21 protein-coding genes, 1 tRNA gene and 1 pseudogene are annotated in these 20,558 nt (G+C 50.8%); 13 read left to right on the plus strand and 10 right to left on the minus strand.

The window, feature by feature from the left end:
- The first annotated feature begins 32 nt into the window (after positions 1-32).
- Positions 33-485: a PaaI family thioesterase gene (locus tag HH301_RS04875; RefSeq protein ID WP_169567184.1), complete on the plus strand. Its 453-nt coding sequence runs from the start codon at positions 33-35 to the stop codon at positions 483-485.
- 56 nt (positions 486-541) lie between these two features.
- On the plus strand, positions 542-2,344 hold the full coding sequence (gene lepA / locus HH301_RS04880; protein ID WP_169567186.1) for a translation elongation factor 4: 1,803 nt from the start codon (positions 542-544) through the stop codon (positions 2,342-2,344).
- Between the two features lie 57 nt (positions 2,345-2,401).
- On the opposite strand, the gene HH301_RS04885 is transcribed toward lepA, so the two are convergent.
- Positions 2,402-2,674: a hypothetical protein gene (locus tag HH301_RS04885; protein WP_169569496.1), complete on the minus strand. Its 273-nt coding sequence runs from the start codon at positions 2,672-2,674 to the stop codon at positions 2,402-2,404.
- A gap of 223 nt (positions 2,675-2,897) precedes the next feature.
- Between HH301_RS04885 and HH301_RS04890 the strand changes: the two genes are divergently transcribed.
- Positions 2,898-2,988: transfer RNA gene (locus HH301_RS04890), tRNA-Ser, on the plus strand.
- A gap of 77 nt (positions 2,989-3,065) precedes the next feature.
- Here HH301_RS04890 and HH301_RS04895 read toward each other — a convergent pair.
- Positions 3,066-3,695 carry a VPLPA-CTERM sorting domain-containing protein gene (locus HH301_RS04895; protein ID WP_169567188.1) on the minus strand — a complete coding sequence of 210 codons (630 nt, stop codon included), beginning with the start codon at positions 3,693-3,695 and terminating at the stop codon, positions 3,066-3,068.
- Positions 3,696-4,192: 497 nt separating this feature from the next.
- Here HH301_RS04895 and HH301_RS04900 point away from each other — a divergent pair, with 497 nt between their 5' ends.
- Positions 4,193-4,792, plus strand: coding sequence for a VPLPA-CTERM sorting domain-containing protein (locus HH301_RS04900; protein WP_169567190.1), 600 nt, complete (start codon positions 4,193-4,195; stop codon positions 4,790-4,792).
- A 76-nt stretch (positions 4,793-4,868) separates the two neighbouring features.
- Here the strand turns inward: HH301_RS04900 and HH301_RS17950 are convergent.
- A pseudogene (locus HH301_RS17950) lies at positions 4,869-4,994 on the minus strand (hypothetical protein); the annotation flags it as partial.
- Between the two features lie 211 nt (positions 4,995-5,205).
- Entirely contained in the window at positions 5,206-5,586 is a 381-nt protein-coding gene (locus HH301_RS04910) for a hypothetical protein (protein ID WP_169567192.1), read from the minus strand.
- 763 nt (positions 5,587-6,349) lie between these two features.
- Here HH301_RS04910 and HH301_RS04915 point away from each other — a divergent pair.
- Positions 6,350-6,958 (plus strand): outer membrane protein, encoded by a 609-nt coding sequence (locus HH301_RS04915; protein WP_169567194.1) that lies wholly within the window; start codon positions 6,350-6,352, stop codon positions 6,956-6,958.
- 238 nt (positions 6,959-7,196) lie between these two features.
- Here HH301_RS04915 and HH301_RS17465 read toward each other — a convergent pair whose 3' ends face one another.
- The 4 genes from HH301_RS17465 to HH301_RS04935 form a co-directional block, all read right to left on the minus strand.
- Positions 7,197-7,742, minus strand: coding sequence for a hypothetical protein (locus tag HH301_RS17465; protein WP_206378174.1), 546 nt, complete (start codon positions 7,740-7,742; stop codon positions 7,197-7,199).
- Positions 7,743-7,838: 96 nt separating this feature from the next.
- Positions 7,839-8,510, minus strand: a complete 672-nt coding sequence (locus HH301_RS04925) for a Fe2+-dependent dioxygenase (RefSeq protein ID WP_169567196.1) — start codon at positions 8,508-8,510, stop codon at positions 7,839-7,841.
- Position 8,511: 1 nt separating this feature from the next.
- Positions 8,512-8,844 (minus strand): hypothetical protein, encoded by a 333-nt coding sequence (locus HH301_RS04930; protein WP_169567198.1) that lies wholly within the window; start codon positions 8,842-8,844, stop codon positions 8,512-8,514.
- Positions 8,844-9,413: a hypothetical protein gene (locus HH301_RS04935; protein ID WP_169567200.1), complete on the minus strand. Its 570-nt coding sequence runs from the start codon at positions 9,411-9,413 to the stop codon at positions 8,844-8,846. The genes HH301_RS04930 and HH301_RS04935 overlap by 1 nt, the downstream gene beginning before the upstream one ends.
- A 154-nt stretch (positions 9,414-9,567) precedes the next feature.
- Between HH301_RS04935 and HH301_RS04940 the strand changes: the two genes are divergently transcribed.
- The 3 genes from HH301_RS04940 to HH301_RS04950 all read left to right on the plus strand — a co-directional run bounded on the left by HH301_RS04940 (position 9,568) and on the right by HH301_RS04950 (position 11,308).
- Complete coding sequence (locus HH301_RS04940) at positions 9,568-10,050, plus strand: sigma-70 family RNA polymerase sigma factor (protein WP_169567202.1); 483 nt, start codon at positions 9,568-9,570, stop codon at positions 10,048-10,050.
- Positions 10,051-10,055: 5 nt separating this feature from the next.
- The gene (locus tag HH301_RS04945; protein WP_169567204.1) at positions 10,056-10,718 is read left to right on the plus strand and encodes a hypothetical protein; all 663 of its coding nucleotides are present in this window, start codon (positions 10,056-10,058) and stop codon (positions 10,716-10,718) included.
- A gap of 275 nt (positions 10,719-10,993) precedes the next feature.
- The gene (locus HH301_RS04950) at positions 10,994-11,308 is read left to right on the plus strand and encodes a hypothetical protein (protein ID WP_169567206.1); all 315 of its coding nucleotides are present in this window, start codon (positions 10,994-10,996) and stop codon (positions 11,306-11,308) included.
- Between the two features lie 10 nt (positions 11,309-11,318).
- Here HH301_RS04950 and HH301_RS04955 read toward each other — a convergent pair whose 3' ends face one another.
- Complete coding sequence (locus HH301_RS04955; protein ID WP_169567208.1) at positions 11,319-12,512, minus strand: sensor histidine kinase; 1,194 nt, start codon at positions 12,510-12,512, stop codon at positions 11,319-11,321.
- A gap of 338 nt (positions 12,513-12,850) precedes the next feature.
- Complete coding sequence (gene chrA / locus HH301_RS04960; RefSeq protein ID WP_169567210.1) at positions 12,851-14,155, minus strand: chromate efflux transporter; 1,305 nt, start codon at positions 14,153-14,155, stop codon at positions 12,851-12,853.
- A 330-nt stretch (positions 14,156-14,485) separates the two neighbouring features.
- Here chrA and HH301_RS04965 point away from each other — a divergent pair, with 330 nt between their 5' ends.
- The 5 genes from HH301_RS04965 to HH301_RS04985 are packed head-to-tail and all read left to right on the plus strand — an operon-like array spanning position 14,486 to position 20,519.
- On the plus strand, positions 14,486-16,543 hold the full coding sequence (locus tag HH301_RS04965) for a hypothetical protein (RefSeq protein ID WP_169567212.1): 2,058 nt from the start codon (positions 14,486-14,488) through the stop codon (positions 16,541-16,543).
- On the plus strand, positions 16,536-17,630 hold the full coding sequence (locus HH301_RS04970) for a hypothetical protein (RefSeq protein WP_169567214.1): 1,095 nt from the start codon (positions 16,536-16,538) through the stop codon (positions 17,628-17,630). Before HH301_RS04965 ends, HH301_RS04970 begins: the two co-directional genes overlap by 8 nt.
- A gap of 11 nt (positions 17,631-17,641) precedes the next feature.
- Positions 17,642-18,193, plus strand: coding sequence for an RNA polymerase sigma factor (locus HH301_RS04975; RefSeq protein ID WP_169567216.1), 552 nt, complete (start codon positions 17,642-17,644; stop codon positions 18,191-18,193).
- Entirely contained in the window at positions 18,190-18,819 is a 630-nt protein-coding gene (locus tag HH301_RS04980; RefSeq protein ID WP_169567218.1) for an anti-sigma factor family protein, read from the plus strand. The genes HH301_RS04975 and HH301_RS04980 overlap by 4 nt, the downstream gene beginning before the upstream one ends.
- A complete protein-coding gene (locus HH301_RS04985) occupies positions 18,819-20,519 on the plus strand; it encodes a S8 family serine peptidase (RefSeq protein ID WP_169567220.1) in 1,701 nt (566 codons plus the stop codon). Before HH301_RS04980 ends, HH301_RS04985 begins: the two co-directional genes overlap by 1 nt.
- Positions 20,520-20,558 lie beyond the last annotated feature (39 nt).

Raw genomic sequence — 20,558 nt, forward strand, 5'->3', positions numbered from 1 at the left:
CGTCCCCCATTTTGAATTTCAGGAACCAAAAAATGACAGAAAATATCCCTGAAGGATTTAAACTTTTTCCCAAGATTCCAGGTTTTCTGGAAACAACAGGCCCGCTCTATGTGCGCTATGAAAAGGGCGCGGCGGAGCTTGGCCTTTGGGTTGAGGAGAAGCACGTTAACATCGCCAATATCTGCCATGGCGGTATGCTGATGACCTTTGCGGATATGCAGCTTGGTATTGGCTCCCAGGCGGCGATGGGAATGCGTAAATTCCTGCCGACCATGCATATGAGCTGTGATTTTGTGGCGCCAACTCCGCTGGGCGCCTGGCTGCAGGGATCGACTACCGTCATCAAGCAGACCCGTAAATCCGTCTTTGCCACCTGTATTCTGACCGCCGATGGGGAAACTGTGTTCAGCGCCTCTGGAATTATGAAGATTCCCGGAGATAATGGCGGACAGTTTTCTGATATTGTGCTATCGGATCCCAGTTAAACTTTATTCAGGTCCCTGAGTTACCGGGACTTGAGAGTGCTTTAGATAGTGACACCATGACAGACCTTAGCAAAATCCGGAATTTTTCCATCATTGCCCATATCGATCACGGCAAGTCGACCCTGGCTGACCGGCTGATCCAGGATTGCGGCGGCCTTGATGATCGGGAGATGCAACAGCAGGTTCTGGATAATATGGATATTGAGCGCGAGCGCGGGATTACCATTAAGTCCCAGACCGTTCGCTTGCTCTATACAGCCAAAGATGGGGAGACCTATACTCTCAACCTGATTGACACACCGGGCCATGTGGACTTTGCCTATGAGGTGAACCGCTCCCTCTCGGCTTGTGAAGGCTCGTTGCTGGTGGTGGATGCGAGCCAGGGTGTTGAGGCTCAGACCCTTGCTAACGTTTATCAGGCGATTGAGGTGGATCACGAGATTATTCCGGTTCTCAACAAGGTTGACCTGCCAGCGGCGGATGTGGATCGGGTCTCCGAACAGATTGAGGATGTGATCGGCATTGATGCGTCCGAAGCGATCGCGGTATCGGCCAAGACCGGTCTTGGGATTGAGGAAGTTCTGGAAGCCGTCGTGCAGAAAATTCCGGCGCCGGTTGGCGATCGGGACAAGCCCCTGCAGGCGCTTTTGATCGACAGTTGGTATGATGCCTATCTTGGCGTGGTGGTGCTTTTCCGGGTGCGTCAGGGTGTCATCAAGAAAGGCCAGCGGATCCGCCTGATGGAAACGGGCGCGGCCTATCCTGTTGATCGTGTCGGTGTCTTTACACCGAAAGGGCTTTTGGTCGATGAGCTGGGGCCGGGTGAAATCGGTTTCATGACGGCCGCCATCAAGGAGGTTGCCGACACCAATGTGGGTGACACCATCACCGATGATCGTAAACCTGCAGATGCGCCGTTGCCAGGCTTTAAGCCGAACCAGCCAGTTGTTTTCTGTGGCCTCTTCCCAGTGGATTCTGCTGATTTTACAGAATTGAAGGCAAGCTTGGCCAAGCTGCGGCTCAATGATGCCAGCTTCTCCTTTGAGGCAGAGACCTCAGCCGCTCTCGGCTTTGGTTTCCGCTGTGGCTTCCTTGGCCTTTTGCATCTGGAGATTATTCAGGAGCGGTTGGAGCGGGAGTTTGACCTCGACCTGATCACCACGGCGCCTTCCGTTGTCTATCATATCTACAAGACCAACGGGGAAATGGAAGAGCTGCATAATCCGGCCGACATGCCCGACGTGATGAAGGTTGATCATGTGGAAGAGCCTTGGATTAAGGCGACCATCATGGTGCCGGATGATTACCTTGGACAGGTTCTGAAACTTTGCGAGGACAAACGCGGCGTTCAGCTGGATCTGACCTATGCCGGTAACCGGGCCATGGTTGTCTATAAACTACCGCTGAACGAGGTGGTGTTCGACTTCTATGATCGCCTGAAATCCGTGAGCCGGGGTTATGCCAGCTTTGACTATGAAATGATGGGCTATGAGGAAAGTGACCTTGTGAAGCTGTCTATTCTGGTGAACGCGGAGCCGGTAGACGCCTTGGCCATGCTGGTGCATCGCTCTCAAGCCGAAGCCCGCGGGCGTCACCTCTGTGAACGTCTCAAAGACCTCATCCCACGACAGCTCTTCAAGATTGCCCTGCAGGCGGCGATTGGCGGCAAGGTCATCGCGCGGGAAACCATTAGCGCCATGCGCAAAGACGTGACCGCCAAATGTTATGGCGGTGATATTACCCGGAAGAAGAAGCTGCTGGAGAAGCAGAAGAAGGGTAAGAAGCGGATGCGCTCCATTGGCAATGTGGATATTCCGCAAAGTGCCTTCGTGGCAGCGCTGAAAATGGGGGACGACTAGTCCCTCACTCAGTCCCCCAAAAAGGGTGCGATGAGCTGAGATATTTAGCTAAGGTATTTAGCTAAGATATTTCCGGGGGGCGAAGTTGTTGGCCCGCTGACGAAACAGCAGAAGCAGCGCCACCCCGGGGATCGCAAAGACAAGCCAGGCTGGCCATAGCAGAATTTCGACAACCACTGGGTCCCAAAGCTGCGGGATTAAATAGCGCTGGATGATGGCTTGTGTAAGGTTGAGGCTTTCAGGATGCAGTTCAAACCACAATTGTCCAAGAAGCTGTGGGGTCCATTCCCCGGCGCGAAGCGATAAGAGAAGCTCGCTTCCAAACAGCATCAAACTCAAAATAATACAAATCCACCCAAAAAATCGTCCGACTATCACAGGGTCTTGCTCCCACCAGCAACCAACAAATCGGGGACTTCTGTACCGCCAATCTGCCAAGCCTACCCCTAAATTTCCCAAATGCCCAATCTTTTTAATTTGAACAAGGTTTGAGCACTTGCATTCTCAGCCTTGTTGGGTATATTCCCCCGGTCCCGTTCAAATGAACGTTTGCGGAGGGGTGGCCGAGTGGCTGAAGGCGCACGCCTGGAAAGTGTGTATACGGCAACACCGTATCGGGGGTTCGAATCCCCCTCCCTCCGCCATTTCCCTGATTTTCCGCATTCCCTAAAACTCGCCAAATCGCGGTTTTTGAAAGTTTAAGTCGACTTAAATAGAAATTCTAATTCTGCCGTTTGCGTCTGTTCAGTAATCCCAGTACAACTATTCCAGCGCCAAACATTGGAAGAGCGAAAGGAAGTGGGACTACCGAAGGTCTAATAAGCCAAGCGGAGTGACCTCTGTAGTTCACAGAGTCGACCTGATTGAGGCCAAAATCTCCTGGCGGTTCATAGTAGGGTGGATATTCCACTCCATAGCCGCCATTCCACCAAACGTAACCCCATAAAGCATCATCATCACTAACTTGTAAAGAAGTCCAGCCCTGAGCGGCTTCGCCGTGAGTGCGCCCCACAACATCCAGAGTATGAATAAGTGCGTCATAATCTCGAGCGTCGCTAAAACTTAAATCTGTGTAGTTTGCAAGCGGGTCAAGTGAGTTCCAAAACGCCAAGACTTGTTCAGGGGAGGCTAGTATCCAATTTGAGCCTAAAGCATCGAAGCCATCAGTATTTAGTTCATTCCATGAGAGGCTTGTAATGCCAGGTGTATCAAGACGCAGAAAATCCAGTCCATTCACTTCATCAGTAATGTAACCATCATGAACGGTAAAAGTCGAAGTCGCTTGCGCGTTTGACGCGAAGGCCATCAGGCATACAAAAAACGCCAAAAAAGCATTCAAGGCTCTACTCATTACATATCCCCCCCAGGAACAAAATTTATACAGCTCCATCCTAGATTTGAACGACTTACAATACAACTAAGTATTAAATAATTGAAAAAGTTTAGAGAGTTTTTAGGTTGTAGGGGTTTCAAAACTCCATGTTTGTTTAGTTCGCGCTAAGCGCTTGGATAACTACTCCCTCCGCCATTTATCTTCCCAAAAATAAACTCCGCAGAACTGCTGCTTAAGTTTCCTGATTTGACGTTACAGGACTGACCCGAACTTCGAGGCGTTTTGGTTTCAAATACAAATATGGCGAGAGAGATTCTCATCCCTTCATTCTCTTATTTCTAGCCCATCAGCGCAGTTTGATTTTGTAAATTGTAATATTTAAATAACAAAAAATAGAGTAAACACCCTGAAAAACCAACTATTTATGGTTAATGAAATATTAATGTTGCATTATAGGTGCAATCTCTTGTTATATGAGAAAATCATTTAATGAGGGGTAATCTAAAATAAAGAAGTTGCTTATCGCACTAGCGGCGATTGTGTTTTCGGACTCTGTTGCCAATGCAGATACATTGAATTTCCTGGAATGGGAAGAAGCGGGAGTTCCCAAATACTCGACAGGTGAAACAGAACTTTCCTTAAGCAATGCTACGGTTAAAACTACAGGACCCCAAATCTACTATGCAGGTGCCGGTGGTTGGTCGGGCGATAAAGGTCTGGGAACCGTTGGAGCGTGTGACGTGTACGGGTACTGTTCTTATGATCTTGAGATTGCCTTTAAGCAGCCCATTTTCAATCTTTCCTTTGATGCTGTCGCTGTGGGACTTAAAGACATTGTAAAGATCTCAGCCTATAACGGCGCGACTAATGTGGGAGAAGTTACACTTCAAAATAGCAATAATTCTAAAGGTTTTTATTTCTCCAAGTTTGGGACGATTACCCGTTTAGTCTTCGATGATCTGGGTTCGGAGAATGCCGGGGTTCTCTATAATGATTTCTATTTTGAAACGGCATCCGTGAGTGCTGTACCGCTTCCTGCGGCGCTTCCGCTCTATGGGGCTGGAATGGCCGTTCTTGGGTTTATGGGCTGGCGGCGAAAGAAGACATCTGCTTGATGATCATGCCGAAACCTGAAGAAAGCGGCCCCATTCGGGGCCGTTTTTAGTTTGAATATTAGGTGTTTATGGAAGATCAAGTCTTTGGAATATCGATTGATGCAACGCTTTTTCCAATTCCCTGATGCTCGAATTGCCCGTGCCTCATATGGCCGATCCAGCGGCCCACCATCCCATAATCCAGGCCGACAGTTCGAAAGGTTTTCTTTAAGACGTAAGTCTAAATATCCATAAAGACCGTGGCGCCGATGCCGATAGCAAGCGCTGCGGTCAGGAAATTGAAAAGTGAAGATTGGATTTCGAGCATAATATGTCCTTTTGAGTTGTGTCTCAGGGGACGATACAAGCTCAAGCTAACGTGAGGTTAAGTGGCAAAGTTAATGCCGCCAGACAATAATTTCCACGGTTCTTTTCTAAGAGCTAGAATGATGTAAATCAGGCTCATCCGTACCTGCGACGATATAATCCCCCGCCTCTAACTGATTTACGGTGAAATTCACATCCCGGTAGCGGGTGCGCAGGAGTGTTTTGAATTTTTCGGCTAAGCCGGGTTCGATATTTATCAGGTGAAGCGTCAGGTTATATTGGCGGAGATCTTCTACGATTAAGTGGGCAAGACTATGAACCACAAAAGGCTCTTTTTCTTGAAAGCTTGATCCATCCAGGACGATTGTATTCAGGTTTTGCTTGAGAACATTCTCGATCACTTTCTTCCACAGATCCTGGACCAAATGATGGTCTTCAGAATTGAAGGCCCCCGTTTTAGATTTGTATAGATATACAACTGGCTTCACTTAATACTCCAACCTTGCAATAAATTACATTAGGCAAAATGTAATTTAATAAAGATTAACTGAAATAGTTTTATTTGTAACTAATTTGCGGGTGAGAGGGCGTAACTCCCATCTAAACCCTTCGTAAATTTCTAAAACCACACCCCAAAAGGCCCGCAAACACGAAGTTCGTGCCGGGTGGGAGGTGTCGATAGGATGTGGTTTGGGTGGTTGATCTGTTATTAGTAATTTTATGAGCCAGATCAATCCATTAGCCGCTTTACGGCGTGTATTTCTGCATGGTGTCTCATCCCCCAATGAGCGTGTTTATATACGCAACCGGAAAAAAGACCGGTGATGCGGTTACTTCTGCACTAACAGGTTACTCGGTATCAATTTTTGGTACGCATGCATCACCGGCAAGTTTACTGAATTTTTAAAATGGTTTTGCACGTGTCGAAGATTTGGATCAGGCGCTTATCTTGTCGCTCACTTGTGCCCGACGCCCTGATCACAGGAAACCCAAAGAGACGTAAACTCAGAGGAAGCCCTTTCTGCACAGAAAAGCCCATATGGGAGGGCCAAACCCGTATTTCAAGAATTTTCTCAACAATCATTCAATTATATTATTTATTCGAGATATAAGGATCAGGACCCACCTGCAACAGGTTCGAACTCTTGGCGCCCTTCTTTGCGATACTCAGTTGCAAGTTAATAGATTTTTTTCAATTTGATAGTTAAGGATGAAACTGGATTTTGGTTTTGAGTGAAAAGTGGGTGAGAGATGAGCTTAAAAGGCGTTATCCGATTTGGTCGGTTGCCACTTCTGGCACTGGTATGTGCTGCTTCCCTGTCGACGACTGCGGTCGCTGACGGTGACAAGGAATGGGAGGGCATGTATCTCGGTTTTGGGCTGGGCGGTGGATATGGTATCGCCAGTCCGGACAGTCACATCTCCATCGGTTATTTTACGGCGGGTGATCCGGAACAGGTCGATCCGGGATTGCAGGAAAGCATCGAAGATGGATATTTGAGTGGCAGCGCGATTGCCGGTTATGATGTCCAGAGAGGCGACTGGGTGTTTGGCTTTGAGGCAAGTCTGACGGCCTCAAATTTTTCCGATACCAACGCAGCGGGCCCCACGTCCTACACGAGTTTTCCGGCTGTGAATTTCACGACCCGGACCACGATTGAGCATGATTTTGCCTTTAGCCTTCGCCCGAAGATCGGCTATGCCCTCGGTGATGTGCTGCTGCATGCCGCGCTTGGGCCAACGATCGGGACCTTCAAATATAAACTCCGCTATAATGAAACCGGGGCCACCACAAATTCATACAGTTATACTGATGATAGAGTTGCGTTTGGTATATCTTCGAATATCGGGGCGAGCTAACAGATGGGCGGCGGATGGCGCCTCAGGGGCGACTACATATTTGATTACTATCCAGAGATCATTAATGAGAGAGATGTCTTTAACGTCGGCGCCTTTACGAGCTACTTCACGCATGACTCGGATTTTCAATCTCATGCGTTCCGACTGTCTCTCATCAAACAGTTTTAAGCGTGCAATCAGATTATAAAAAAGCGGGGTGACTGAAATTCGTCACCCCGCTTTTTTTAGTTTTCAGAACTTAGCGTTGAGCCTGATTGTCAGAGCTTGAGCTTGAGCTTGAGCTGGCGCCATCGTCACCAGACTCTCCGCCATCATCACCGCTTTCGCCGCCGTCATCAGCGCCATCGTCACCGGACTCGCCACCATCGTCAGCGCCATCGTCCCCAGACTCGCCACCATCGTCCCCAGACTCACCGCCATCATCGCCAGACTCGCCGCCTTCACCGCCGTCGCCGTCGCCGTCACCGTCACCATCTCCACCTTCGCCATCGTCACCGGACTCGCCACCATCGCCGTCGCCGTCGCCGTCTCCACCTTCGCCGCCTTCGCCGCCGCCATCGCCGTCGCCGTCACCACCGCCTTCGCCGCCGCCATCGCCGTCACCGTCGCCATCACCGCCGCCTTCACCGCCTTCACCGCCATCAGCGAAAGCAATGGGGTTTTTCAGGGCCGGCCCATCCTGTGTGAAATCAACTGTGATTGGGGTTAGAGCGAGAGTTAAGGCCAGCGCACTTGTGCCTGTGATGCCACCGAGTAGTCTGAAAAGCTTCTGTTTGTCTTCCATGGGAATTTCTCCTGAACTTTTATCCCTGCCGCATGGCGAGATTTCGTCTGTTTCTGTAAGGAGAACACCTGGATCAGGATTTTATTCCAAAAAAAATTAAGTTTCAGACCACATTCTTTGCAGGTTGGCATAACTCTTAAAGGCGAGGTCTGTCTCAGGGGCATCTTTTTTGCTTTTATGCAGGGCCCTGCGGACCAGATCCAGATCACGCAATATTTCCCGTTTATGCGGATCCCGAATATAGCTCTCAAGCCAGGTCACAGCCACAAGCCGCTCCCCTTTGGTCACGGGTGCGACCCGATGAAGGGTGAGTGACGGGTAAGCAACCGCACAGCCTGCGGGCAGTTTGATGGTTTGCGGACCGAAGGGGCTGTCCATCTCCAACTCACCCCCCTCATAATCATCGGGGTTATTCAAAAAGACGGTGACGGAAATATCCGTTCGGGTCTTGGGGTTTTTGCCCATCAAGGCGTCATCCACGTGATAGCCATATTCCATTCCGGGATTGTATCGGCTGATCAAGGGGGGACGTATTTTCTTGGGAAAAGCAAATCGCTGAAACTCGGTGGAGGCCATCAGGCGATCGATGACAAGCTTGTTGAGCTCTTTCTTGGCATCAGAGCCACTATCCATCTGTTCATTTTTCTTGACCTGTTTAGCCCTGAACCCTGCTGTTTTCCGACCATCAACAAAGCTGTCTTGCTCAATCAAGCTGTGGATATGCTTGAGGTCAGTACGGTCCAGTATATCTGTAAAAATATCCAACATGTCAGCTACTCACAGTGATCCATTTTCCGTGCTTATTGCGACAGGCAGTGGCTGTCGTTTTGGCCTGGAGCGTTCTGTCATTCCAGGCTTCAGTTATGTAGGAGCGGCAGAAGTGGCCGGTAACTGATTTCCAGGTTTTGACGGGCGTGACAATCACTCTGTCCGTGTTGGTGAGTTGAAGGCCGCCGCTTTGGCCACTGACGTTCTTTTCCAGAACGTTTTGGATGAGGCTCTGTTTTTCCTGTTCGGGATCCTGAGCCGGGGAAGGGGTCACGCAAGCCGTAGTCAAAAGTGTAAAGGGTAGAAGCAGAGTGAGGACCGGGTATCTGTTCATTATTCCCAGCCCTTTGAAATCATATCCTGTTCCTGTTCAACGGACAGACTTTCGCTGGAAGGTTCTGCAGACCCTGAGAAACCACTTTCCCCGCCGTCGTCGTCATTTTCGTTTTCTACCTCATTTTCCTCGCTGTCATCGCTGTCGTCGCTGTCGTCGCTATCGTCACTCTCTCCGCTTTCACCGCTTTCGCCAGAGTCATCTCCATCATCGCCGGACTCACCGCCATCATCACCGGACTCGCCGCCTTCGCCACCATCGCTGTCACCGTCGCCATCGCCGTCGCCATCACCGTCACCGTCGCCATCACCGTCGCCATCGCCGTCACCGTCGCCATCGCCGTCACCATCACCACCGTCGCCGTCGCCATCACCACCATCACCATCACCGTCGCCATCACCACCGCCTTCGCCGCCTTCGCCGCCATCGGCATAGGCATGTGGGACTTTGAGGAACAGGCCGTCATCAGCGACATGTACTGTAATGGGGGTCAGCGCGAGCATAAGGGCAAGGGAACAGGTGCCGATTGCCAGGCTCGCCTTGAAGTGACTTTGAAAGCTAACTTTCATGCAATAATCCACTTTGGTTTTTGTGACTGCTATAGTTAGATAACACTTATGAACTTATTCTCATCCGTCCTCATGATAATTTTTTTTAAAATTTTTTGGGAATAAATTTCTTACCCGCGTGTTGTTCTACAAATAGAGGCTTGAAGGGATATTCGTGAGAGATCAGGTGCGTGAACAGATGATCGGGTATTTACCCCGATTAAGGCGTTTTGCGTTGACGTTGACTGGTCATGAAGCGGATGCCGATGATCTCGTGCAGTCGACTTACCTGAAAGCGATTGAAAATCTGGAGAAATGGGAGCTGGGCACGCGGCTTGACAGCTGGCTCTATCGGATCGCGCAGAACCTGTGGCTGAATACGGTGCGGCATCAGAAGGTAAAAACCGCCTATGCCGAGGATAAAAGCCATTTTCAGGATACGGTTGTGGATGGGGAAGACGCGGTCGTCCAGAAAAGTGAATTGAAGCAGGTGGAGAAGAGCGTAGAGGCTCTCCCGCCTGATCAGAAAGTGGTTCTGCTGCTTGTGGCAGTTGAGGGATATGGCTACCAGGAGGCCGCAGAAATTCTGGAAATACCGATTGGCACCTTGACCAGTCGGCTGGCGCGAGCCAGGCAAAGTCTCTTAGAGAAGAGGTGACGGTGATGGATGATAAAGACCTGTTTGAGAACCTGTCGACATATAAAGATGGGGAGCTTTCAGAGGAGGAGAGCCGGAAAATCCGCGAGCTGATTGCGGAAAATGAAGACGCGGCGAGCCTTTATGAAGGTATCAAGACTGTTGATGAGCAGGCCAGCCGGGAATTTGATGCAATGCTTACGGCGCCGGTACCGCTGTCTCATGTCAGCAGCATTCATGCCGCGTTCGAGGCGCACAATCCTCCTCCGGCGCCGCGTCAGGCCCCTTGGTGGACGACGGCGATTGCCGCCTCTATCGTGTCCATTATGGTGAGTGGTGTGATCGGGTTCTTCGTGTTTGACCATTACGTCACCAGTTTGAGGCAGGAAATGCAGCAGGCCCGTGTTTCAGCAAATGATAAGCTGGCCGTGTTGTTTCAGGAAGCTCTGGAAGGCCGCTCCAGCGGTCAAGTTATCTCCTTTACAGATCCCGTTGCGGAGATCTCTTTCGAGTTAAAACCTGTAAAGACTTATAAAAGCTCGTCAGGGCACTGGTGCCGTGAATTTCAGGAACGTATTGAGCAAGACGGCCGTTTTGAAGTGCGTCAGGGCGTGGCTTGCCGGGAACTGAAAGGTCGCTGGTATCGTTTGAAGACGACAATTGATGGTGAGATGTCCAGGTTGCTCTGAGACTTGAGGGTGCCTGCTGTCCTGTAAGACGGCTCGTGAGCGAGTATAAAAAAGGGCGAATTCGCTTGCGATTCTTTTGAATTGGCCCGTTTCGGATCTTGCATTTTGACAAAATATCAGATTCCCAAAATTCGATTATTGAAAATAAACAGCTTTTCATTTTGAGCTCGACTGACGTTTTACTTGGTCCTTTAAATTGACTAGAGTCCTCTCGAATTTGAACTGGGGGCAGAGCTGCCGATCCGATTTCTCGGCTAACGGTGGCCAGCAGATCAATGATTGAAACAGATCCAATAAAGACAGTTTACGCCCTGATAACCCATGATTGGGTAAGGGCGAGACTATATCGGGATGCATCAGATTATCTATATCTGGAAGCTGTCCGAAAAGATCAGAATAAGCACAAAACAGCGCTTGAGGCGCATGAGCATCGGTTGGAGATTTTCCGCCAGAGCCCATCTCGAAAAGAGCAAACGCATCAGTTTATGTTCGTCTTTTCCATGATCCGTCAGCCGGTTTACTGCGATGGGCTGGATAGCATGGTCCGGAAATTTGCCCTGATCGATCGCCAGCGGCAGGAATATAACTGACGCGGATCCGTCAGGCCGCGGATTGTAGATAGTTTCTATCGCTCGGGAAGAGGATGGAGACGGTCGTTCCAACGCCAATCTCACTGGAAATTTCAAAATGGGCATCGTGAAGGTCAGAGAGCGCCTTAACGATGGCAAGACCAAGCCCGGTTCCTTCTGTCTTGTTATTATGCCCTGAAGAGACCTGGACAAATGGTTCGGTGATCCGGGTTAATTCTTTGGCGGGGATCCCTGGACCATTGTCCCTAACGGTGACATGGATTTCCCGGTTGATGCTCTCAACAATCCGAAGGCTAACGTGCCCCTCATTTTCTGTATATTTGATCCCGTTTGACAGAAGATTAAGCAGGATCTGTTTGATGGCCCGTGGATCCCCAAGCACAACGGGGGAAGGGTTGGAAATGTCATAGTCGAGCTTAATCCCTTTATTATCCGCCAGAACGCTACACATTTTGACAGCATGGCGGGCGATACCGTGCAGTTCGACAGCCTGTTCGTTCAGTTCATACCGTCCAGCCTCGATCTTGCTCATATCCAGAATATCGCTGATCATGGTGAGCAGATGTCGCCCGCCATCGAGAATATCCTCAACATACTGTTTGTATTTTGGGGGCGATATGGGGCCAAAAGCCTCCTGCACGATGAGTTCTGAGAACCCGATAATGGCATTCAAAGGGGTGCGGAGCTCGTGGCTCATACCCGCCAAAAACTGGGATTTCACCTCGTTCGCATGTTTGGCGAGCTGGGTACTGATCTCCAGCTGCTGGTTCTGCAGCCGCGTGCGTTTCACACTTTCACGCATCAGGGCAAGGACATTGCCCATGCCGGCATAGTCACCGTTCTGAGAGACAATGAACCCGGCGGAAAGGGCGCTTTCAAATCCGTCAGTGATCAGGTGCTCGACCTGATCGATGCCGTCGTTAATGTCCACAACCAGTGGGTTTCGGAGCATCATTTCGGCAACTGGTCGTTTCCCATAAACCGCATGACCGAACTGGGTTGCAAGCCGGATGGTCAGGTGGTCCCTGGCGATAATGCCAATCGGTTTTCCGAGCCGGACGACGGCAAACCCCTCTACGCCATCCAACTGGCGAAAGAGTTCAGCGGCCTGATGGCAGGACGTGGTCTCAGAAACCGGAGGAATAGTCTCCAGCAAATTGGCCATGGTTACCTGACGAATTTCTGTTTCGGATATATAATTCAAGTCTCGGCCCCCCTCTTGTACGCAAACGCAAATAGCCGACCGCTCTGATAAGATGGCAAGACGATTGACCCAACCATGGCGCGTGTCAATTGTCATATTGTTAAACTATTGTGACATCTTAACCAGTTGTTAATGAAGGTTAAATTTCTTCAATCTGCAATTTATAAGAGTGGCGTAAATCAAGCCATCGGAGACAGGGTATGGGGTTTTAAAATTAACCATAACCCAGATTTTTGGATTTTTCTCGAGCTGGGGTTTTTCGAATTCTCCGACATTTCCGCTGAAAAAACGTGACAGCCTGAGGATTAAGAGAATCGAGACACGAGCCCTTTTGAGGATCAGGCGAGGAGATTTGGGATAAAGGAAATGACCCAGGCAGCACCCGCTGAAAGAAGAAGCATGGTGCCGATTTTCCACTTGAGGAAAAACAGCATGATCAAGTTGAGAAGAACTAACGTGACCACATCCAGTTGCAGGGTTGTAAACTGTGGTTGCAAGAGGGTGATCAGGCCTTTGTCTTTTGTTTCCAGCGTCTGAAAAAGGACATGCTGTGCAAACCACACCGACAAGTTCAGGATGACGCCGACCACAGTTGCGGTAACTGCAGAAAACGCCCCGTTAAGACGCGGGTGGGATGTGATCCGCTCCAGATAAGGGGCGCCTGCGAAAATCCAGATAAAGCAGGGCACAAAAGTCACCCATAGACAAACCACTGTGGCGACGAGCGCGCTCAACAGACCCTCAGCCTTGAAGGCAGAGAGAAAGGCCACAAACTCGGTTACAAGGATGAGTGGGCCGGGTGTCGTTTCTGCAAGCCCCAGCCCATCCATCATTTCACCCGTGGTTAGCCAGCCATATGTGCTGACCACATCCTGGCTCATATAGGCGAGCACAGCGTAGGCGCCGCCAAAGGTAACCACCGCGAGTTTTGAGAAAAAAATTCCGATTTCGGTCAGTAAATGGGTGCCGGGTAGAAGACTGAGCAGCAGCAGAGGTCCAAACCAAATGAGAAGCCCAAAGCCGATAATTTTCACGCTGTAGAAACGGGACAGAGCGGGTGTTTGAGAATGAGACTCCACCGGATGGGCATTTCGAAAGGCGAAAAAGCCAAGAAGGGCGGCCGCCAGAATGATAAAGGGAAAGGGGATTTGCAGGAAGAAAATGGCAATAAAGGCAAACCCTGCAACACCCCAGTGGGCCGCTGATTTCAGGGCTTTTTTGGAGACCTTCAGGAGGGCTTCGAGTACGATGACAAGGACCGCAGCTTTGATCCCCAGAAATAGTGTCGCAATCAGGGGAAGCGTTCCATAGAAGCTGTAGATGAGTGCGAGCGCCAGCATGAAGGCGGCACCCGGAAGGACAAACAACAGTCCTGCAATCAGTCCGCCAGATATTCCGGCAACCCGCCAACCGGCGTAGGTTGCCAATTGCATGGCCTCAGGCCCTGGCAAAAGCATGCAGTAATTAAGGGCGTTCAGAAACCGGTTTTCACTCAGCCATTTGCGATCATCCACCAGTAATTTATGCATTAGCGAGATTTGCGCTGCAGGCCCGCCAAAGGACTGCAGACCGATTTGTCCAAAGACAAGCCATTGGTCTTTGAAGCTTGGATGCAAGTCAGTTTCTGGCGCAGCTGAGGTCATGTATTTGAAGATCCTCGATCTGATTTTCTAAGTGGAATAATTTGACCAGCCTTATTAAGGCAAGATTACAAGGAGATGTCATTTCAAACTTTTTCTGAGCGAGTTTGAACCTTTTGCGCCCTTCGATCGTCAGAGAGTGAAATGATCCCTTCTGCCAGACAGTTAGGGATCAGGCTACTCGATGTTGGCAGGTGATGTGTGGAGAAATGGCAACAGGTTGCTTTGAATGGGATACGATTGCAGGTGAATGGCTATAATAGAGTCGTGAAATCTGTGGTTTCATCTTATTCAGCTAATGGGTCGTGGATCGGGAACTTGGGGAAATCTCGCGTGGGAAAGCTGTTTGGGGTATGTTTGGCGGTGTTTTTGGGCGTGTGCAGTTTGGCGCAGGCAGAAACAGATGCCATTAATGCAAAGCTCATTGCGCCTGTAGGATCAACGGATCCCCTCAAAATTGATCTCCCTGATGATATGGATCTGTTGCTCCTGACCACTCTTTCGGTTGAGCTGGATCAGGTAGATGTGACCTCGCTTTTATCGCTCGATGGTCAGGATTTTCTCTACCAGCCGCCAGAACCCTTAAGCGCCGGGACCCATGAAGTTAAACTCCTCAGCTTAACTGATCCCGCAAATCCGGTAGTGGTTGGCCAATGGACGTTTGAGATTACCGGTGGGGCCGGTGGGTCTGTTTCACTGAACCAGCAGCCCACTGAAGAGCAAATTGCCCGCGCGGAAAAAGCGATGACGAGCGCTAATTTCAGAGCCGATACTTTGACAGAGTTCAGCTATCGGTTTGATGATGAGCGGATTACGTCTGAACCTGACCGCGCCATTTTAAGTGGTGCTGGTGATCTGAGTGGTGAAATTGAAAGCGGGAACTGGCGGTTTTCCAGCCGTGGGAATTATCTTCTGCAAACCGATAATGATCTGTCCTTGACCGGCAATGCGCTGGATATTGGCGAATATGACCTGCGGCTCGATTATGCGGGAGATACTGTTCAGGGCGGTGCTGTTCTGGGTCATCACGATATTGGGCAGCGCTCCCTGATCATGGATGGGTTTTATCGCCGGGGCATGTCGGTTCGGCTCGGCGATGCGGGGCAACATATCACGGCGCAGGGTTTTTCCTTCGGAACTGAGTCCTTGAGCGGTGGTGATAACCTGATGGGCCTCAATGATGAGGATGAACGTCTGTCTGGCGGTCTTGTAACCGTGCAGCCCTTTTCCAATGATATTGATGCCTTAAAGATTACGGGTATTTATTATCAGGGCAAAGGCGCTGGTATCGGGGATGGTATCATGATCACCGAGCCCGTTGCCGATGGCAGGGGCTGGGGCGCCATTGTTAAAAAAGGCTTTGCAAATCAGCAGCTTACTATTCGCGGCGAATATGCTGAAACCCGCTATGACCAGGATGGTGATGAGGGAACTGCTCCTGAAGAGGATGCGCATGCGATTTCGGTTGTTGTTGAAGGACGTCCGTTTGCTGAAGGTCCCATTCTGCTCGGCAATGCTACAGATGTATTTCTTGGTGCCCGGTATGATCGGGTGGGAACCTATTTCCAAAGCCTTGCAAATTATGGCCTTGCCGGGGACCGGGATGCCTATACCGCCTATGGCAATCTGAACTGGGGCGCGCTGGCGACAAACCTGCAATATTCGTATGAGACAAACAACGTGGATGATCTGGACTCACTTCCCACCGATCGTCTGCAGAACCTGAGTTTTGGGCTTAATTACACCTTCATGCCGCAATCCGAGGGGCTAGCGTGGCTTGGAACCCCAAATGTTTATCTTTCCGGATATCTTGCAGATATGGATCGTGTGGACACGCCGGGCGGTTATCTGGGGCCAGATACAGATAATACATCTACATCCCTCACTGCGGGTGTGAACACGAGCTATGGGAATTGGAGTTGGGGCTTGTCCCATTCCATTTCGACCTATGAAGATGATACGGATTTGAGCAGCGATACCATCAATAACGGAACTGCGCTGAACGTAAACTGGTCAGATTATGATCGGTTCTCCATCGGGAGTAGCGTGCAGTTCAACGTGTTTGAAGACCGGGATACCAACGAGATCAGCTATGGTACCAACTTCCTGGTGGATATCTCCGCCGAGGTGATCAAGGATACCCTCAATCTTAATTTGGATTATAATTTGAACCTTGCAGCCGGTTCAGGCGACCAACCAGATACACACCTTGTAAATGGTGAAGTTGAATGGACTTTTCTTCAGCCGGAACGCAATCAACCCGGATTGGCGCTGGCTTTAGGCGGCTCAATGGAGAATACAAATGACAATGCAATCAGCACAGATGATGAAACGGTCTACCAGGCTTTCTTTATCATCAGGGTTAAAGCCCCTTTTGCATATAATGACTAGGTATCTGGTTCTGATATTACTGTGTCTGGCGCCAGGTCTTGCCAGCGCGACGATTAACAGTGTCACAACCACCCCGTCCAGCGTGGCAATTCCAGTAACAGGAAGTGCGCGTGTCACAGTGACCTGGATTGTCAACCGGACATCCGCTGCGGGTCGCGTTGTGCCGGTAACCTCTGCTAATGCGGAGTTGCGGATCGGGGGTGTTCTGATCACCAATCTCGCCGGGAGCTTGAGCGCGACTTCCTCGGTTGGAGTTGGCGTGACAGATATCCTGCAATTTACGGAAACCTATACCCTGACGCCTGCGCAAACCTCAGAGATTGCCAAAGCAAGCGCGGGGAGCGTGAGCGTGCGCCGGATTTTTACAGATACGGAAAACACAGTTATTGGAACGCTGAATGTCGGGGCTGGTGCGAGCAATTCGGGGGATTTATCCCTTCGCCGGATTGAGCTGTCCTTTGAGAACACGTCTAAAACAGACGTTGTGCGTCAGGGCGAGCGGCAACGAGCGGTTGCTGAAATCAGCTTTAGGAGCAGTGGCCTTATTAAAGGTGAGTGGCGCCTGGCTGATCCGTCCAGCACCAATGGGTCTAGTCGCTATCGCGTTTTGCAGGTTGTTCGTCAGCAGTTGGTGAGTTCCGGTCAGGGTCGTACCCGGATCGTAAGTCCGCCGCTGCCAACCAATAAAATCGGTCTCTATCTTGTCACATTCGTCGCCGAGGATGGTGATGACAGCCTTGAGTTTCCTGTCCTTCGATACTTTGTTCTGCAAGGTCAGCAGGGCGTTGCTCAGGAAAATCTGGAAACCTATACGCCTGCAGAAGGGGCAGCCGTCAGCCCGAACACGGTTTTCTCATGGCCGGTTGTGCCAAACGCCTTTGCCTATCAGGTTGAGATCCTTGAAAAGGGTAAGGCGGATGTGGTGAGCGGAAAGCTTGTAAAGGCAGAGGATTTAAGCCTGTCTTTGGAAAGTTTCTCAATCGATCATCTTGAGGCAGGTAAGGTATATGATTGGCGTTTGCGGGCCTTTGGCGCAGGTGGACAGGTTATCGGCGTCTCCCCCCGGAAAACTCTGTATGTACCTTAAGATGAGGTAGCATGAGCGAGAGCCCAGGAGAGTTACTGACCAAGATCAGCAAAGGCGATGAGAAGGCCTTTGCTGATTTTTTTCGCTTGTTTGAAAAGCGCCTCTATAATTTTATCAAACAAAAATTGAACGATCCGTTTGAAGCGGCCGACATACTGAATGAGACGTTCCTTGAAGTCTGGCGAAAAGCCGAGACATTTGAGGGACGGTCAAAAGTGTCAACCTGGCTATTTGGAATAGCCTATTTCAAAACGGTGGATCGTATGCGTAAAAATGGCAAAGTGATTGTCGATAGCGATAGCATTCCTGAAATTGAGGATGACAGCGCGGATGCCATGGCCTGTCTTCTGTCCAAGGAGAACGGTGCCCATATTCGCTTTTGTCTGGAGCAATTAAAGTTGCCACATCGAACTGTGATCGAGCTGGCCTTTTTGCAGGACATGGCCTATGGCGAGATTGCGTCGGTTGTTGACTGCCCTGAAAACACAGTCAAGACCCGTATGTTCCATGCCAAGCAGTTGATGAAGAATTGCTTGTCCAACCGTTTAGGAGGGACAGTATGAGCAAGGAAATAGAACAGTTATTGCCGTTTTATGTGAACGGAACCCTATCCGATGCCGAGCGGAAGGAAGTTGAAGCAGCGCTTGAAACCAGCCCGGAACTTCAGGAGGAAGTTAAAATGCTGAAAGCGCTCCGGACTGAGATGCAGGCGATAGAGCTGGAAAGCTCCCCTGGTGAGTTGGGGCTGAAGCGGCTTCAGAAATCCCTTGCGGCGGAAACGGGTCCAAGCGAGTTTGCGGAGCTTACAGGCGCGGCCAATGACAATGTGGTCCGATGGGGCTGGAAAGCAGCGGCCGTTGCGGCTTGCCTTCTTCTGGCAGTGCAAAGCTTCTTCATGGTTCAGCAGAGCAATCTGTCTGATGAGGATCTTGTTGCGGCAAGTGGCAAGCAGGTTATCGCCGTGCAAGGCCCGATCTATAGCGTGACCTTTGTCCCGACAGCCAAGGAAGAGGATATTCGTGCCCTTTTGCTGTCAGTGAACGGCAGAATTATTAATGGTCCTTCCGCCATTGGCGTCTATCAGGTTTCAATCCCTGGGGAGCAGGCACCGATTTTGAAAAAGCTGAAAGCCAGAGGAAATCTGATCGATACGGTTCAGCTTGAAGGCACGAGCCAGAAGAGCCAGTGATGCAAAAATGTCTTCTGATACTCAGTCTGTTCCTGATGATTGGAACAGCGGCGGCGCAAACACGCTCGGGTTCAGTGCCTGGCACAGCGCCGGGAACGCCGCCTGCCGCAACAGATCCAACGGGTGCCGGCCAAACAGGATCTTCTTTGCCGTCTGTACCTTCTACCTCCGCCACACCGGAGCGGGACCCTACGGGCGCTCCTTTGCGAGAAACCTCTCGAGAAACCCGGCCAGAGCCTGAGAGAGAGCCTCAAAGAGTTCCGGCAAGGGTGCCGGAAAGGCCATCAGCAAAGGAGCCGGAAACCGATCGGGCCCCTTCGCAGCAGCGCGATGTTCGTATCCCGCAACCAGCACCAACACAGCTTCAGTTCGCCAGGGTCATGCCGGGCTGCGTTTCGCCGGGGCAAACCTTTCTTATTCAGGGGCAAGGGTTTGCTAACCTCGATCCCGTGGCGGCCTTTATAAACTCACCGTCGCAAAAGATCAGGGCGCGAATTGTTGGCGTTAGTCCGACACAAATTGCCTTGCAGCTTCCAAAAGCACCTGAACTTCAAAGCCAGAGCTATGGCGTCACCTTTGCAACCAAGGGAGCAACGGTCGAGACAGATACACAGCTGTCATTGCGTCCTTGTGGGGAAAGAACTGGTGTCAGCAGAGCTGAGTTGCTGATGATGGGACCGCTTGATCAGTTTCAGGCGGTTACGGCGGAGCTCGCCGCACGGAACCTTCAGGTTTCAGAAAGCTATGATTTGCAGGGGTTTGCTCAGTTTCTTCTTGTCGTTGAGGCAATCGATGCCCAGACCCTCATCGCCGAGTTCCAGACCCTGTTCCCTGATGTGACGATTGATTTCAATTCAAGCCTGGAAGCGGCCTCAACACCAGCCCCAAGATTGTTTGCAAAATCATTGGTCAATTGGCCAGACAAGGCACAATGCGCCCAAGCTCAAGCAGAGATCAAGATCGGGCTGTTGGATGGCGTTGTTGAACGAACGCATCCTGCTTTCCAGTCAGGTTCAATCGTCGGGGAGCTATTTATCAAGGATGCCCGCCCAGATCTGGGGCATGGTACGGCCATTGCGTCCATTCTGATCGGGGATGCGCCAGATCTTGGAATTTCCGGACTTCTCCCAAAAGCCACGATCTATAATGCGGTCGTCCTTCGGGAAAGCCAAGCAGGCCCGCTGGCAAGTGTGAAAGCCATCGTGAGGGGGTTGGATTGGCTGGCCGTCCAGAAGGTTCGGCTTGTGGGTGTTTCGCTTGCGACGTTAAGTCAAAATCGCGTGCTGGAGCGCGCGTCCCGTTTTGCCCTGCAGCAGGGTATGATCCTGTTTGCCGCTGCCGGCAATAATGGGCCAGAGGCAGGGAGTGCGTATCCTGCAGCCTATCCTGGGGTCTTTGCGGTAACGGCCGTCGACGCGGCAAAGCGCCTTTATCAGCAGGCGAATGTTGGAGATTACATTTCTTTTGCCGCCCCTGGTGTGGACGTCTGGGTGGCAACTCCTGATGGCAGTGGTGCCTATAAAACCGGGACGTCATTTGCAACGCCATATGCCATGGCGACCGCCGCCCTTTTCCTCGCGAGGAACCCATCGTTATCACGTCAAGTTCTGGAAAAGGTCCTGGCGCAAACAGTTACCCCGCTTGGCGAGCCGGGAGAGGAGCGGCTGTTTGGCAAAGGGTTGCTGCAGGCAAAATGCTAGCCATATAACCGAAGAGTATGCTAGCACCACTAAATAAGA

This window comes from Sneathiella limimaris (assembly GCF_012932565.1).
In the GTDB taxonomy this organism is placed as follows: Bacteria; Pseudomonadota; Alphaproteobacteria; order Sneathiellales; family Sneathiellaceae; genus Sneathiella; species Sneathiella limimaris.

Coding starts and splice junctions, on each gene's coding strand:
- HH301_RS04875 (WP_169567184.1), top strand. CDS start 33: ATGACAGAAAATATCCCTGAAGGATTTAAACTTTTTCCCAAGATTCCA.
- lepA (WP_169567186.1), top strand. CDS start 542: ATGACAGACCTTAGCAAAATCCGGAATTTTTCCATCATTGCCCATATC.
- HH301_RS04885 (WP_169569496.1), bottom strand. CDS start 2,674: ATGCTGTTTGGAAGCGAGCTTCTCTTATCGCTTCGCGCCGGGGAATGG.
- HH301_RS04895 (WP_169567188.1), bottom strand. CDS start 3,695: ATGAGTAGAGCCTTGAATGCTTTTTTGGCGTTTTTTGTATGCCTGATG.
- HH301_RS04915 (WP_169567194.1), top strand. CDS start 6,350: ATGAGCTTAAAAGGCGTTATCCGATTTGGTCGGTTGCCACTTCTGGCA.
- HH301_RS17465 (WP_206378174.1), bottom strand. CDS start 7,742: ATGGAAGACAAACAGAAGCTTTTCAGACTACTCGGTGGCATCACAGGC.
- HH301_RS04925 (WP_169567196.1), bottom strand. CDS start 8,510: ATGTTGGATATTTTTACAGATATACTGGACCGTACTGACCTCAAGCAT.
- HH301_RS04930 (WP_169567198.1), bottom strand. CDS start 8,844: ATGAACAGATACCCGGTCCTCACTCTGCTTCTACCCTTTACACTTTTG.
- HH301_RS04935 (WP_169567200.1), bottom strand. CDS start 9,413: ATGAAAGTTAGCTTTCAAAGTCACTTCAAGGCGAGCCTGGCAATCGGC.
- HH301_RS04945 (WP_169567204.1), top strand. CDS start 10,056: ATGGATGATAAAGACCTGTTTGAGAACCTGTCGACATATAAAGATGGG.
- HH301_RS04950 (WP_169567206.1), top strand. CDS start 10,994: ATGATTGAAACAGATCCAATAAAGACAGTTTACGCCCTGATAACCCAT.
- chrA (WP_169567210.1), bottom strand. CDS start 14,155: ATGACCTCAGCTGCGCCAGAAACTGACTTGCATCCAAGCTTCAAAGAC.
- HH301_RS04970 (WP_169567214.1), top strand. CDS start 16,536: ATGACTAGGTATCTGGTTCTGATATTACTGTGTCTGGCGCCAGGTCTT.
- HH301_RS04975 (WP_169567216.1), top strand. CDS start 17,642: ATGAGCGAGAGCCCAGGAGAGTTACTGACCAAGATCAGCAAAGGCGAT.
- HH301_RS04980 (WP_169567218.1), top strand. CDS start 18,190: ATGAGCAAGGAAATAGAACAGTTATTGCCGTTTTATGTGAACGGAACC.
- HH301_RS04985 (WP_169567220.1), top strand. CDS start 18,819: ATGCAAAAATGTCTTCTGATACTCAGTCTGTTCCTGATGATTGGAACA.